12 protein-coding genes are annotated in these 13,402 nt (G+C 73.8%); 5 read left to right on the top strand and 7 right to left on the bottom strand.

Annotation, left to right across the window (positions count from 1 at the left end; translation table 11 throughout):
• Window positions 1-135 precede the first annotated feature (135 nt).
• Entirely contained in the window at window positions 136-951 is an 816-nt protein-coding gene (locus ACGFQ9_RS22145) for a hypothetical protein (RefSeq protein ID WP_393575837.1), read from the top strand.
• Between the two features lie 253 nt (window positions 952-1,204).
• Complete coding sequence (locus ACGFQ9_RS22140; protein WP_393575835.1) at window positions 1,205-1,855, top strand: DUF4360 domain-containing protein; 651 nt, start codon at window positions 1,205-1,207, stop codon at window positions 1,853-1,855.
• 29 nt (window positions 1,856-1,884) lie between these two features.
• On the opposite strand, the gene ACGFQ9_RS22135 is transcribed toward ACGFQ9_RS22140, so the two are convergent.
• A complete protein-coding gene (locus ACGFQ9_RS22135; protein WP_393575834.1) occupies window positions 1,885-2,502 on the bottom strand; it encodes a nucleoside/nucleotide kinase family protein in 618 nt (205 codons plus the stop codon).
• 129 nt (window positions 2,503-2,631) lie between these two features.
• Here ACGFQ9_RS22135 and ACGFQ9_RS22130 point away from each other — a divergent pair, with 129 nt between their 5' ends.
• The 3 genes from ACGFQ9_RS22130 to ACGFQ9_RS22120 all read left to right on the top strand — a co-directional run bounded on the left by ACGFQ9_RS22130 (window position 2,632) and on the right by ACGFQ9_RS22120 (window position 5,998).
• The gene (locus tag ACGFQ9_RS22130; RefSeq protein ID WP_393575833.1) at window positions 2,632-3,702 is read left to right on the top strand and encodes an alpha/beta fold hydrolase; all 1,071 of its coding nucleotides are present in this window, start codon (window positions 2,632-2,634) and stop codon (window positions 3,700-3,702) included.
• Window positions 3,703-3,838: 136 nt separating this feature from the next.
• On the top strand, window positions 3,839-4,210 hold the full coding sequence (locus ACGFQ9_RS22125; protein WP_393575832.1) for a hypothetical protein: 372 nt from the start codon (window positions 3,839-3,841) through the stop codon (window positions 4,208-4,210).
• Between the two features lie 117 nt (window positions 4,211-4,327).
• Window positions 4,328-5,998, top strand: coding sequence for an FAD-dependent monooxygenase (locus tag ACGFQ9_RS22120; RefSeq protein WP_393575831.1), 1,671 nt, complete (start codon window positions 4,328-4,330; stop codon window positions 5,996-5,998).
• A gap of 34 nt (window positions 5,999-6,032) precedes the next feature.
• Here ACGFQ9_RS22120 and ACGFQ9_RS22115 read toward each other — a convergent pair whose 3' ends face one another.
• The 6 genes from ACGFQ9_RS22115 to ACGFQ9_RS22090 form a co-directional block, all read right to left on the bottom strand.
• Window positions 6,033-7,499, bottom strand: a complete 1,467-nt coding sequence (locus ACGFQ9_RS22115; RefSeq protein ID WP_393575829.1) for a hypothetical protein — start codon at window positions 7,497-7,499, stop codon at window positions 6,033-6,035.
• A 165-nt stretch (window positions 7,500-7,664) separates the two neighbouring features.
• Complete coding sequence (locus tag ACGFQ9_RS22110; protein WP_393575828.1) at window positions 7,665-8,969, bottom strand: NAD(P)/FAD-dependent oxidoreductase; 1,305 nt, start codon at window positions 8,967-8,969, stop codon at window positions 7,665-7,667.
• Window positions 8,966-9,295: a 2Fe-2S iron-sulfur cluster-binding protein gene (locus tag ACGFQ9_RS22105; protein WP_393575826.1), complete on the bottom strand. Its 330-nt coding sequence runs from the start codon at window positions 9,293-9,295 to the stop codon at window positions 8,966-8,968. The genes ACGFQ9_RS22110 and ACGFQ9_RS22105 overlap by 4 nt, the downstream gene beginning before the upstream one ends.
• Before the next feature lie 134 nt (window positions 9,296-9,429).
• On the bottom strand, window positions 9,430-10,167 hold the full coding sequence (locus ACGFQ9_RS22100) for a BTAD domain-containing putative transcriptional regulator (protein WP_393575824.1): 738 nt from the start codon (window positions 10,165-10,167) through the stop codon (window positions 9,430-9,432).
• Between the two features lie 125 nt (window positions 10,168-10,292).
• Window positions 10,293-11,888, bottom strand: a complete 1,596-nt coding sequence (locus ACGFQ9_RS22095) for a DUF4157 domain-containing protein (protein ID WP_393575822.1) — start codon at window positions 11,886-11,888, stop codon at window positions 10,293-10,295.
• Window positions 11,885-13,402: a DUF6519 domain-containing protein gene (locus ACGFQ9_RS22090; protein WP_393575821.1), complete on the bottom strand. Its 1,518-nt coding sequence runs from the start codon at window positions 13,400-13,402 to the stop codon at window positions 11,885-11,887. The genes ACGFQ9_RS22095 and ACGFQ9_RS22090 overlap by 4 nt, the downstream gene beginning before the upstream one ends.

The following is a 13,402-nucleotide window of genomic DNA, read 5'->3' as shown; positions in this document are numbered from 1 at the left end:
GCAGTTCCGGTCGACGGAGCTCATCGTGGGAGCCTCGGCTGAGCGGAGGCTGGGTGCCGGATGAGAACTTCCTGAGGATCCGGGCACCCGGATATCGAATGTACGGGCGTGGAGTGCCCGTCCTACCCTCGGCGCATGGACCCCGTCGTCATCGCCTGCGTCGAACTTCCCGTCACAGCACTGCTGTACGGGATGCTCGGCCTGTACGGGGTCCGGCAACGGCGGTGGCTCCAGATGGCGGTGGACCGCTGCGCGGCGCTCGTGGTGGAGCCGTACCACGCAGCCGCCAAGCGCTGGTGGGGCGAGGACGACGTCGCGGCCGCCGGAGCGCGGCTGCTGCTCGACGGGCTGGTGACGGTCAACCACCGCGGCAACCTGTCCCTCACCCCGGCCGGTTCCAACCCCGGGCGCAGCGCCGGGCACCCGCTGCCGGACGCCGTACTCGACGCGTTGCGCCGTCGAACGGCGCCCACGCCCCTCGGGAACATCGCGTTCAACGACAGCGCGTTCCAGACGGCTCGGAAGAACTTCCACATCACCGCCCTCGCCAGGCTGTGGGCCCACCTGCCCGAGCAGATGCGCAGCTCCGCCCTGGCCACCGCCGGAGTGTGGCTGCTGCTCGGATGGCAGGTGTACACCACGGTCGTGCTGATGGCCATCCCGCCAACGGGGCCGGGAGACCGGACCGCGGGATGGGTGATCTGGTGGTCTCTGGTCGCCCAGTTCGTCTGGTTCGGCCTGTACGGCCGACAGAGGAAGAGGACGGGCAGCCTGCAGGAGCTCCTCGAAGCACACGTGGCCGTGCTGAGGTGGCACCCGGCACTCACCGAACTCGCCGAGCGGGACCCGGAGACCGCGTACCGGCTGCGCACGAGCCGGCTGCGCACCCGCCGCGGCCGCAACCGCGGCCGCCCCCGCCGCCGCACGGCCCCGGCCGGAACGACCGGCTGACGGACGGACCGGCGCCGGAATCGCCCCGGTCCTGCAGGGCCGGGGAATGGCCAAACTGCGCGCTGGTCCGGGGCGGTGGGGGAGCCTACGATTCCGCTGTCCGGGTGCTGCTCCTCACGGGCGCCGGATGCGATGAATCTTGTCATGTGCATGACCCCATGCCCATGGCGCGCGCCCGCACCACCCGCCAGCTTCCGCCGGCTGTGCGCCCCCCACTTCACCCGCATTTCCCGTAGCAGCGGATTGGAGAGTCATGGCCGGAGGAGTTCTGGTGAGCAGCGCGATCGGCGTACTGCTCGCAACGGCCCTGCCCGCACAGCACGACACCTCGGTGATCACCGACACGCCGCCGGACCGGATCGTCATCGAGGTCGCGACGGTCAACGGGTCCGGGTGTCCCAAGGACACCGCCGCCGTCGCCGTGTCCCAGGACAACACCGCCTTCACGGTGACCTACAGCCAGTACCTCGCACAGGTCGGCGGCGGCGCGCCGACGACCGCCGCGCGCAGAAACTGCCAGCTCAACCTCATCGTGCACGTGCCGCACGGGTTCACCTATGCGATCGCCAGCGCGGACTACCGCGGCTACGCCTCCCTCGCGCCCGGCGCGAGCAGCACCACGAAGGCCTCGTACTACTTCCAGGGATCGCCGCAGACGGCGGCGCGGGAGCACGCGTTCAACGGCCCGTACGAGGACAACTGGCAGGCCACCGACACGACCGACTGGGCGCAGCTGGTGTGGGCACCGTGCGGGGTGCAGCGGAACTTCAACATCAACACCGAACTGCGGGTGCGCAAGGGCACCTCGGCCCCCTCGTCCACCAGCTACATGACGATGGACTCCACCGACGGTGACATCAGCACCGTCTACCACCTGGCCTGGCGGGAGTGCCCCGGGTCCTGACGGACCGCGGGCGTGCGCCCCCGGCCGTGTCACGTGCCGTCGACGACGAGGTCGGCGCGGTGCCGGCCGGGGGCGATCAGGCGGGCGTTCGCCTCGTCCGAGCGCGTCACCCAGGCACGGGCGTGGCCGGGCTCCTTGCCGTGCCGGACGTGACGGTCGATCAGGCGCCGTACGCGCAGGCCGTCGTCGGGGGCGAGGTACCACGCCTCGTCCAGCAGGGGCCGGACCCGTGCCCACTCCCCCGCGTCGTGCAGCAGGTAGTTCCCCTCGGTGATGACCAGGGGAACGCCGGGGCCCACGGGGATGCTCCCGGCGATGGGCTCCTCGAGGGTGCGGTCGAAGGCGGGGGCGTAGACGGTGGCCGTTCCGGGGGTCCGGAGACGGTCGAGGAGGGAGGTGTATCCGGACACGTCGAAGGTGTCCGGGGCGCCCTTGCGGTCGGCGCGGCCGAGGCGGTCCAGTTCGGCCCCGGCGAGGTGGAAGCCGTCCATCGGGACCACCACCGCCCGCGCCGGCCCGAGGGCCCGGGCGAGGGCGGCGGCCAGGGTGGACTTGCCCGCGCCCGGCGGCCCGGCGATGCCGAGGATGCGCCGTACGCCCCGGGCGGCGAGCACGCCCGCCCGCTCCACCAGCTCCGTCGTCTCCATGGGGCCATCCTCTCCCCGGCGCGGCGGGACGGTCGACACCACCTCCCTCCCCGGGCCCCCTTCCGCTCGTTGGCTTGATCGTTTCGGTGGGAAGAAAGGCCGGATCCGGCCGGATCTACGATGCGGCACATGACCGAACCGACGGGTAACACGGGCAGGACGAGCGGGACGCACGGGATACGAGGGACGCACGTGGCGGGCACGACGGGTGAGACGGCCGGGGGAAACGGGCGCCGGACGCTGCTGCGGGCCGCGGTGGCGGGGGCCGGAGCGCTGGGGGCAGCCGCGGCCGGGGCTCCGGCGGCGGGTGCCGCGACCGGGGCGGCGGAACGGGCCGGCGGCCGGTCCGGGCCGCCGACGTTCGTGTTCGTGCACGGAGCCGGGGCCAACTCGGCCTCCTGGCAGCCGGTGGTGGCGGAGATGGGGATCCGCGGGCACAGGGCCGTGGCGGTGGACCTGCCCGGCCACGGCTGGCAGGCCTACGTACCCGCTTCCTACCAGGCGCCGCAGGACCCGGAGCGGCTGCGCACCGAGCCGTCGCCGCTCACGAAGGTCACGCTCGACGACTTCGCCGATCACGTGGAGGCCGTGGTCCGGCGGGTCCGGCGCAACGGGCCGGTGGTGCTGGTGGGGCAGAGCATGGGCGGTGTGACCGTGAACGCCGTCGCGAACCGGGTCCCGGAGCTGCTGGCCCACCTGGTGTACGCCTCCGCCTTCTGCCCCACGAAGCACCCCACGGTGGTCTCGCTGGCCTTCACGCCGGAGAACGCGGGGAGCGCGCTGTTCAGCATCCCGGCCGTGCCGACCCCGCCGGAGCTGGGCGTGAACCGGGTCAACTGGCGGTCCAACGACCCCGCCGTGTTCCGGGCCGCGAAGCTGGCGCTGGCCGCCGACTACCCGGACGAGGAGATCCGGATGCTGATGTCGCTGCTGGAGCCGGACGAGTCGGCGGCGATAGGGGCCACGGACGCGCGCGGACTGCCGGACCGGTGGGGGCGGGTGCCGCGGACCTTCCTGCGGTTCACCGAGGACCGGTCGATCCCGCTGCCGCTGCAGGACCTGATGATCCGCGAGGCGGACGAGACCACTCCGGGGAATCGTTTCCGCGTCCGCTCCTTCGCCGCGCCGCACATCGGGCCGCGCGACCCCGGGGTGCTCGCGGCGGAACTGGAGCGGATCGCCCTCCTCTGCCGGTCGTAGGCCGCGCGGGCGTCCGCCCGGTCGTGACGCGAACGGGTGATGGCTCCGGCGTGCGGTGGTGGCTACGGCCGGGACGGCGTGGTGATCCCTACGATGGCGTGCGCCCGTGTGCCCAACGGTGGAAGGGAACCTCGCGATGACTGCCGGGGAAAGCACCGACCATGTCAGCCTGCACCTGTCCGACTGCGACCACGAAACCGCCGAGGTGGTCTTCGACGCCCTGCGCCACTCGTTCTCCGATGTGTCGGCCCCCGGCGGGACGGTACGGGCCACCTCCGGCGGGAGCGCGGCGACCGTGTGGTCGCTCACGGTGGACGCATCGGCCCGCAAGGACTCCGACACCGCACCGGCGGCGCTGGATTCGCCGGTGACGGCGGAGCTCTACGGCCCCGCCGAACAGGTCCGCCTCGTGCGGGAGGAACTGGAGCGGGCCTTCGCGGTGCAGGACCTCGGCACCGTGCCCGGCGAACACGAGGTGGAGACCCGGCTCCGGCTGACCGCCCGCTGATCCGCCGGGGCCGGCGCCGTCGAGCACGGAGCGTGTTCGACTGGCGGCGGCCCCGGACGGCGGGTGACCATGGTGCCGGGGACCCATCCGCGGGGGGCCGCACGCCCGGAGGCGGTCGTGGCAGAGAGTCGCGCAACGGACGTACTCGTGGTCGGCGCCGGCCCGGTCGGCCTGACCGCCGCCGTGGAACTCCGGCGGCGCGGGGTCTCCTGCAGGATCGTCGACCGGCTGGTGAGGAGGCTCCCCTTCGCGAAGGCCGTGGGCATCCAGCCGCGCACGCTGGAGGTCTGGGACCGGATGGGGATCGTCCGCGAGGCGCTGGAGGCCTCCGTTCCGCTGCGCGGTCAGCTGGCGTACGTCAACGGGGCCCCGGCGGGCCGCTTCGACCTCGTCCTGCCGCCCGAAGTCCCGTACCGCTTCGCCGCCCTGCCGCAGTACGAGACCGAACGCATCCTCACCGGGGTCCTGGAGCGCTCCGGCGGGCGGATCGAGCGGGGCACGGAACTGGTGTCGTTCGGCCAGGACGCCTCGGGCGTGACCTGCCGGCTGGTCTCGGCCGCGGGAATGGAGGAGGAGCTGCGGGTCCGGTACCTGGTGGGCTGCGACGGCGCGCACAGTGCGGTCCGCAAGGGGCTCGGACTGTCCTTCGAGGGCGGGGCCTTCCCCGAGGAGTACATGCTCGGCGACGTGGAGGTCGACTGGGACGTCCCCGACGGGTACACGGTGCGCTCCTCGCACCTGGGCCCGGACGGCACGGTGGACGACGTGCTCGTGTGCATCCCGCTGCCCGGCCGGAAGCGGTACCGGATGTCGATGATGGTGCCGCCCGAACTGTCGGCGGCGCAGCAGGGCGGGGCGGCGGGCGGGAGTCCCGACGGTGTCGCCCACGGTCTGGAGGGAGGCGCCGCCCCCGGACTGGCCGACATCCAGGCCGTGCTGGACCGGCTGGCGCCGCAGCCGACCACGGCGTCGGCCCTGCGCTGGGCCTCGGTGTTCCGGATCAGCCACCGCATCGTGGACCGGTACGGCGAGGGCCGCGTCTTCGTCGCCGGGGACGCGGCGCACATCCACCCGCCGACCGGCGCCCAGGGCATGAACACCGGCATCCAGGACGCCTGGAACCTGGCGTGGAAGCTCGCCCTCGCCGTCGAGGGGGCCGCCGGGGCCGGTCTGCTGGCGAGCTACGACGCCGAGCGGCGGCCGGTGGGCGAGGAGGTCGTCGGGCGGACGGTGCGGCATGCCACGGAGGGCATGGAGGCGGACATGGACGATCCGGCCACACTGGTGCTGCGCGAGGCGCAGCTGCTGGTCGGGTACCGGGGCAGTCCCGTCGTCGGTCCGGCGGGTACGGTCGGCGCCGGCGGCGGGCCCCGCCCGGGCGACCGCGCCCCGGACTGCGGTGGTCTGACGGACCGGATCGCCGGGTACCCGATGCGGCTGTACGACGTGCTGCGGGGACGGGAGCACGTGCTGGTGCTGTACGACGGCGGAGGCGGGGCGGACCAGGGCTGGTCTGACGAATTGGTTGACGCAGCAAGGGAGTCGTCGGGTGGGCGGGTGGAGGCGTTCGCGGTGAGCGGGGCGGACGGGGAGGGTGGGGACGGGACGCAGGCCGGAGGGACGCTGCTGCCCGTGTACCGCGACGGGCGGGGCGAGTTCGCCAGGCTGTACGGGGTCGCGGACGGGGTGACGGCCTTCGCGGTGCGGCCTGACGGGTATGTCGGGGCACGGTTGGCGCGGCCGGGTGTGGCGGAGCTCCGAGAGTACTTCGCGGGCGTGTTCGGCTGAGCGGGGCGGCCGCACCCGCCGTCATGGACCGCCGTCAGGCCGGGCCCAGTTCGGGGTCGCGGGTCGCGCGGACCTCCCAGCGGCCCGTCCGGTCGGAAAGGGCCGCCCTGCGGCGCACCAGTACCACGCAGGCCGCCACGGCCACCGCCAAGGCCAGTGCGGTGCTCAGCGCCGCGGCAAGCCAGGACATCGGCAGCGTCAGCACGAGGACCGCGAGTCCGTAGGACAGCACCATGCCCCCGAGCCAGGGCCAGTGGGCCCCGGGCACCACCGTGGTGGGCCAGGGGGAGAGCCGTGTCCGGCGTTCCGGGTCGGGCTGCACCTGCGTGGCGGGCTCCAGGACCCGCTGGAACTCCGTGCGGTCCATTGTCAGCCACGCCACCTCCCCCTCGTCGGTGACGAAGACGACCGGCTGTTCGCCGTTGCGGATCAGCCGCCAGTTCCGGGCACCACACAGCCAGCCCGGCCGTTCTCCCATGCGCGCCGCGAGGAGGGCGAGCCCGGCCGGCTCGACCGCCCGATTGCCGATCAGCACTTCGGAACCGTCTTCCAGCGCGAAGCGCAGCTTGTGGTCCGATCTCACCCGGACCGTGCCGTCCACCGTTCCGAACGTCGTGTGGTCGTTCCGCCGTGCCGCGAGGATCCGTGCCCGAACGGCGGGCAGCGCCGCCCCGGCGGCGGCGTCCTCGCGCAGGGTTCGCAGGACGGGGTCGGACGGGCGGATCCGGACGAACAGCAGCGACCCGAAGAACGTCAGTACCGCTCCCACCCCGAGTCCGATCAGGGTGGCCGTGGACGGGAGGGAGAACGCGAACAGCGAGTCCTTCTCCACGTAACGCTCGACACGGCCGGAAGCGTCGACGACGCCGCCCAGTTCGGGTGCCGTTGGAGCGTGCAGCACCAGGGCTGACGCGCCCGGGAGGTCGCGCAGTGCCTCGTCCGGATCGAGCGTACGGCCTATGCCGTACGGGTACTCGAAATGGCCGTTGACCACTTCGAGCCGCCTGGTGTCCGTCGCGCGGCCCCCCGGGGCGTACAGGGGCACCTCGACCGTCGCGTCGCCCTTGGTCACCTTCTCCTTGGTCGGTCTCCCGTCCACCCGGTGGACGTCGGCGATGGTCCCCCGGGTCACTTCGGCCCCGGCCTTCTGTATCGCCGCGATCCGCTGGAAGTCCACGCCGTCCGGGCGGGACACCAGTTCGGTGACCACGGCCGTTGCGGGCAGGACCACCACCACGGCCAGCAGCAGGGGCAGGAAGTCCCTCAACGGCCGCCTCCAGGGCAGCTTCGCGGGCGGCGCCGGTACCGGCTCGACCTGCCTCGGTGGCGTGACCGGGATCGGCCGGGAACCCGACCACACCCACCCGGCGGCCAGCGCCAGGGCCACCGCCCCGAGTACGGCCACGTCCGGCCGGTACACCGAAACAGCCGAGCCGAACAGGAGCGTCCACAGCGCCGACACCGCGAACAGCAGCGCTCCCCCACCCAGAGACCTGGTCACCCAGGCGTTTCTCCCCATGATCAACAAATTATCAACCCCCGTTGTGCCCAGGGACACATGGTCCGCGAGAGCCGGTGTACCCCCGTCGGCGCACGGCCGCGACCGGTACCCGGGAGGCAGGCGGCCGCCGCCGGGAGGCCCGTGGATACAGGCTCCCGGCCGGGGTCAGGCTGCGACGGGGACTCGGCGGGTGGTGTGGGACTTGAGGTGGGCGCGGAGGGTGAAGCCGTCGGCTGCCGCCTCCCAGGGGCTGAGCAGGATGCCGCCGGTGAGCATCCGGCGGGCCGCCATGTGGTCGGCGGGCCGGTTGACCGACTCCACCGCCACCAGTTCGCCGTCGCGGAACAGCAGGACCGAGAAGGCACCGCCGTCGGGGTCGCCCAGGACGAGCTCGGAGTCCGCGGTGTGGCCCAGCCCGGCGATCTGCAGGGTCGTGGAGAACTGGCTGCTCCAGAACCACGGCAGGTCGTCGTAGGTGCGGACGCCTCCGGTGAGCCGGTCGGCGACCAGGCGGGCGTGGTCGACGGCGTTCTGCACCGACTCGATGCGCAGCGGTGCGTCCGCCCGCGGGTGCGGGAAGACCGCGCAGTCGCCGACGGCCGAGATCCGGGGGTCGCCGGTCAGGAGCCGGTGGTCGGTGACCACGCCGCCGGCGACCGTGAGGCCCGCCGCTTCGGCCAGTTCGGTGCAGGGCATGACCCCCGCGCCCACCAGGACGAGGTCCGCGGGCAGTCGGCGGCCGTCGGTGAGTTCCACCGCCGCCACCCGGCCCTCCCCGTCGCCGTGGAAGGCCGAGACGCCCTGGCCGAGCAGCAGTTCGTTGCCGTGTTCCCGGTGCACGCGGGTGAAGTGGGCGGCCGTGGGGGCCGAGGCGACCCGGGCCAGCGGCCGGTCGAGGGCTTCGACGACGGTGACCCGGTGTCCCAGTTCCTGCGCCGCCGCGGCGAATTCGAGGCCGATGAACCCGGCCCCGACGACCACCACGTGCGCGGCGCCGGCGAGGTCCTTCCTGAGCAGGCGGGCGTCCTCCAGGGTGCGCAGGGTGCGGATGCCGTGCAGGTCGGAGCCGGGCACCGGGAGGGTGCGGGGCCTGGCGCCGGTGGCGAGGACGAGGTGGTCGTAGGGGTGGAGGGTGCCGTCGGCGAGACGGACGGTACGGGCGGTGCGGTCGATGGCGACGGCGGTGCCCGTGACCCGCTCGATCGCGTTGCGCTCGTAGAAGGTCTCTGGTCGGAGCCAGAGCCGGTCTTCGTCCGCCTCGCCCTTGAGGTAGGCCTTGGACAGCGGCGGGCGTTCGTAGGGGAGGACTCCTTCGTCCCCGATGACGGTGATGCGGCCCTGGTGGCCGTGCTCGCGGAGGGAGGCGGCGGTCTGCTGGCCTGCCTGGCCGGCGCCGAGGACGACGATGTGCCCGGCGGTGGTCGGGGACTCTGTGGCGGCCGGCTGTGCGGCCCCGGTGGCCGCGCTCACTGGCACTGCCGCTCGGGGAGGCGGACGACCAGGCCGTCGAGCTCGTCGGTGACCGTGAGCTGGCAGCTCAGGCGGCTGTTGGACTCGCGGCCGCAGGCCGTGAACTCCAGCATCTCGTCCTCCTCCAGCTCCGGCTCCGCCAGCTTGCCCAGGCCCTCGGGCTCGACGTAGACGTGGCAGGTGGCGCACTGGGCGTAGCCGCCGCACTGGCCGACGATGCCGTCGAGGTCGTTGGAGATGGCGCCGCGCATGATGCTCGTGCCGACGGGGAGGTCGAGCGTGGTCTCGTTGCTGCGGTCGGTGGCGAGGTAGGTGATCTTGGGCATCAGTGCTCCTGCGGAGGCCGGTGTCGGTGTCGGGTGGTCGGTGGTGTTCCTTCTTCTGGCCACGACGTTAGGAACGGGCCCTATCGACCGGTTACCGGCGCACTATCGTCTCCGGGCCCCGTGGCCACCGCCGGTCAGCAGAGGTCCGCCGGTCCGGTGGGGAGCATGGCGGTGAAGCGGGGCGAGGGTTCCAGGCCGAGCTCGGCGCGGACCAGGCGGCGGAAGGCGCCGTACTGGCGGACGGCCTCGACGGTGTTGTGCTCGGCGAGGTGGACGGCGACCACGGCCCGGTGGGCGCTCTCGCGGAGCGGTTCGATGCTCACGCAGGTGAGGGCGGCGTCCAGGGCGAGGGCGTGCCGGCCCTTGCGGGTCAGCCGGGCACTGAGCGATTCCAGGGCGTGCAGCCGGAGCTGGCGCAGCCGTTCCCGTTCGAAGACCACCCATTCCTCGTCCCAGCCGGGCAGCAGGTCGCCGGCGAAGAGCAGGCCGAGGCCCGGTTCCTCGCCGGGGTCGCCTTCGGAGTTGACCACGCGCAGGGCTGTGCGGACGAAGGAGTGGACGTCCACGGTGAGGTCCTCGCGCAGCGCGAGCGTCTCGCCCCGGCTGTCGATCAGGCCCGGGCCGCCTCGCCGGAGCCGCCACAGTGCGGTGCGCAGGCTGCCCTGCGCGTTCGTCTCGGCGACCTCCGGCCACAGGGTGCCGGCGAGGACGCTCCGGCCGGCCGGCGGGTGGAGTCCCAGGAAGGCGAGGACCCGCTGTCCGGGAGCCTCGACGGCCACGGTCCTGGTGCGGCCGTCGGGGCCGCGGGTTTCGAGGCGGAAGGTGCCGAGCAGCCGCAGGGCCGGCGCCGGAAGTGACGTGTCGTACGGCATCGTCCCCCTTCTCCCCCTTCTGTCGCCATGCCAGGTTTGCCTTCCCTTCCTGCCGGTTCCGGAACCGGCTCGGGCGGGTGAAGTCGCGGCGCCCGGCCCGTCTCCTCGCCGCCGCCGGCGGCGCCTCACCATTCGAGGATCCGGAACTGGGTGGCGGCATCCGGGCCGCGGCCGTCGCGTCCCCGTTCCTCCTCCAGGCGGAGGAGATCCTTCTCCCGGCCGGGATCCGATACGACGGCCAGGTTCGCGCCGATGACGGGGGCGGCGAGCGTGCCCAGGGCGCCCCAGCGGGCCTTGAGTTCGAGCATGCCCGCGCCCCGCTGGCGGTGGATCAGCGCGGTGATGTCGCGGGCGGCCGCCGGGATGAAGCCGATGGCCAGGGCGGTGACGCGGTCGACCGTGGCCTGGTCGGGCAGCAGGTCGAGCACCCGCTCGCTCAGGGCGTCGTCGTCCGCGGGCGAGACGGTCCGGTCGCCGGGACGGACGGCGGTACTACGGGCGGCGGTACCGGCGGCGGCGTCCGTGATCTGCCGGCGGGACGCGAGCACGGCCCAGGCGCCGACGCGCAGGGTCTGCGGTCCGGCGGCGAGGTGGCTGTCGCCGAACGCCCGCCAGCTCATCCCGAGCCGGTTGGTGACCTCCACTCCTTCGGTGTTGAGCCGGTCGTGGATGTTCTTGAGGATCAGCTGGGGCATGTCGGCCCCGACGATGGCGTAGTAGGCCCGCATCTCCGGGTTGGCCGGGGTGACCTGGTTCCGGGACACCCAGAGGGCGATCTGCGTTTCCAGGGTCTTCTTGTCGAAGAGGTGCCCGGAGGCGAAGGCGTCGGTGAGGAAGTGCCCACCGAAGGCGTCGACGAGCAGCGCTTCCCGGATCCGGGCCGGGTCGCCGCCCGCGGACCGGGCCAGCCGCAGCGCGCGGGTGTGCAGCTCCTTCCAGGCGGCCCGGTTGGTCGGTGTGAAGTGCGGGGCGTTGACCTGCGCCATGCCGAGGAAGGTGTCCGCCGCGGCCCGCTTGCCGCGCCCGATGTACTTCAGGGTGATGTTCTGGTAGCGCTCGTTGGCCCGGCCCCCCGGAAGGCCGCCGGAGCGCTCCTCGCGGATCGCGTCGCGGATCTCGGTGAGTTCGCCGGGGTCGGCGTGCATCAGTGCCTCGGGCGAGGTGTAGAAGTCGCCGCCCATGGCGAGGAGGTCCCCCGCGGTCAGCGGCACCCCGTTGACCCGGAAGGTCCGGCCGCGGAAGAAGGCGTCCTCGCGGATCCGGGCGGCCGGGTCCGCGGTGCCGAGGGCCCGGGCGAAGGCGGCGCCTTCGGGGGTGCGCAGGTATTCCTCCAGTTCCACGAGTCCGGCGTCGCCGAAGTCCTGGTGTTCGGGTGCCTCGAAGCAGTGCACGGTGTCGGGCCGGTTCTGGGCGACGTGCACGAGCTCGTGGGCGATGAGGTGCCGGCCCGCGGGTGTGTCCGGACGGAACCGGCCCTCGCCGAAGACGATGTCCTGGCCGGCCGTGTAGGCGGGGACTCCGAGGGCGCGCGCGGAACGTGCCGCCGCCGGACCGGTGTGGACGCGTATGCCGGTGAGGTCGAGCGACAGCCGGCCGGGAAGCGGGGCTCCCCGGGCGAGCGGTCCGGCCCACTCCCGGGCCTCGCGTTCGGCGGCCGAGTCCGGGGCGGCCAGGCGGGCGACGGGACGGCCGAGCACCTCGCGGACCGGTTCGCCGGTCACGGCGTCGGCCCGGGCGGCGGCGCGGTCCCGGAGGCGGGCGGCTCCGCGGCGGGGGCGAACGTGCTGATCAGGGAGTGCGGCTCCCCCGATCCGGGCGGTACGTACGCCAGCGCGGCGTAGTGGTAGTCCACCCCGTGCGGGCGGACCGCGGCCGGGCCGTCCTCGCCCTGCGGCCACAGCACGTCGCCGGGGACCGTGCGGGCGGGGACCAGCCAGTGGTCGCCGCGGCGGAACCGGGCCTGGACCGGCGGCTGTTTCCGGGCGGGCCCGGCGGGCCGTGCCGGGCGGCCGGGCGGCGGGCCGGTGAACCGGACGGCCACGCCGTCCTCCAGCGGGATCCAGGTGTCGAGGACCACGGGCAGGGCGTGCGCCGTCCCGGCGGGGCGGTGGTCCCAGCGGCGCAGGTGGGGGTGCAGCTCCGGGTCGCCGCTGACCGTGGGAGGCGGTGAACCACCGGGGCGGGCGGGTGCGTTGGGGTCGGCGTCGAGGGTGACCGTACGGGCCGGAGGGTCGATGGCCAGGACGCGGTGGATGCGCTGCGGCGGCCCGGCCGGCACCTCGTCCGCGGTGTGCACGGCCGTCGCGTCGTCGACGAGTTCGACCAGGTCGCCGACGTCCAGGGAGAGCCGGCTGTCGCGGCCCCATTCCTCCAGGGTGACCACCGGCCCGGCGATCCGGGCGACGGGCAGCACCACGGAGGCGTTCTCCCGGGACCACACGAACGTGGCCGCGGGCGGCCGCTCCGCGGCGTCCTTCGCCGTGCCGCGGCGGGGCGGTGCGACGGGGCTCACGGTGTCGTCCCCGGCGGGCGCGCCGACCCCCGAGGTGTGGATCTGCACGCGGTAGAGCTGGTTCTCCGGTCCCCGGTACCCGTCCCGGGGCGCGATCGCGCAGGGCTCTCCCGGTCCGCCGGGCGGGACCGGCTCGTACCGGGCGCGGGCCGCCATCAGGCCGGTGGGGAGGTGAAGCCCGTCCAGCCAGAGCCGGAGCGCGTCGGCGGCTCCGCCGGGGCCGGGGTCCTCGCCGTCGAAGGCGTGCAGGGCGACCTGCCAGACGACCTTGGCGCGGGCTGCGGTGTCCGGACCGTGGATGCCGAGGGCGATCTCGCGGATCGACGGGTCCTGGACGGCCGTGATCTCCCGTTCCCAGGCGCGCAGGTAGACGACGAAGGGGCCGTCCGGGACGGGCGCGGTCTCGGGGTCGACGTATCCCTCGGGCTGGGTGAGGTAGGTGGTGGCGGCGTCGTTCTCGACGAGGAGCCCGTCGGCGTAGAGCCGTCCGGCGCCGAGGGCGAGGTCCCTGGGCGTGTCCGTGCGGGCGACGGTGAAGCCGGGCGCGGCCAGCGGGGCGGCGCTCGGTCCGAGCAGGTCGGCGACGACGGTCCGCAGGTAGTGGAGCAGGACGGCGGTCTGTTCGTTGGCGTCGGAGTCCAGGGTGACCCGGCCCTGCTGGTGGACGATCCGGGAGTAGTGCTTGGCCGGGTCGAAGGTGACGCGCGAGATGTCGGCGGACAA

The sequence above is a fragment of the Streptomyces sp. NPDC048603 genome (genome assembly GCF_043199475.1).
Classification (GTDB): Bacteria; Actinomycetota; Actinomycetes; order Streptomycetales; family Streptomycetaceae; genus Streptomyces.
This window is presented reverse-complemented; position numbering and strand designations above follow the sequence as displayed.